This window comes from Pseudomonas cyclaminis (assembly GCF_015163715.1).
Taxonomy (GTDB): Bacteria; Pseudomonadota; Gammaproteobacteria; order Pseudomonadales; family Pseudomonadaceae; genus Aquipseudomonas; species Aquipseudomonas cyclaminis.
Genome location: NZ_JADDUM010000369.1, coordinates 1 through 668 on the forward strand (window position 1 = coordinate 1; position 668 = coordinate 668).

Annotated in this window: 1 protein-coding gene; it reads right to left on the reverse strand. The window is 65.9% G+C overall.

Annotated features, from left to right (window positions below):
* The coding region (locus tag IQK56_RS30555; protein ID WP_193901971.1) for a pyridoxamine 5'-phosphate oxidase family protein at positions 1-668 on the reverse strand (668 nt) is incomplete at both ends.

Below are 668 nucleotides of genomic sequence, written 5' to 3' on the forward strand. Positions count from 1 at the left end.
CGCCGGGCGCCACACCGCATGCTCCACGGTCACCGTCCACAACCGCTGCGCACCTTCAAACGCCGCTACTTCGGGGCCGCTGAGGATCAGCGCGGTGCGCCCGGCAACCTGCAGGACATCACCCGACTCAAAGTCAATAAACAGCAGCCCCGCCACCGGGTTGGCTGCCAGATTGCCCAGGGTGTTGAAGAACAGGTTGCCGGCAAAGTCGGGGATGGTCAGTACATTGCCATCGACGTGCACAAAGCCGGTGTTGCCGCCGCGATGGGACACGTCCACCGAGCGTTCACCCTCAGCGTCCACGTAGCTGGCGACGAAGAAGGTGTCGGCCTGGCGAATCAGCGTACGGGCGCTATCGTCCAGGCGAACGGAGCGTTCGGCCACGGTACCGGGTTTGCGTGCGACGCCATCCACAGGCCGCAGCTGGATGTACTTGGGGCAGTTGCCGAAGGTGTGCACCACGTCTACCGAAAACCCCGCGTGATCCAGGGCGCCGATGCGGCCGTTCATGCGATTGCGGCGGCGGGTGTTGAGGTCAATGCCCAGCACACCCACCGCAGCGCCGAGGCGCAAGGCCGAGCGGGCGGGATCAGTGGCAGACGGCAGGCTGTCGATCTGCAAGTTGTGCGGGTCGGGCGAGTGGGCGAACCCCGGTGCGCCTTCCACCA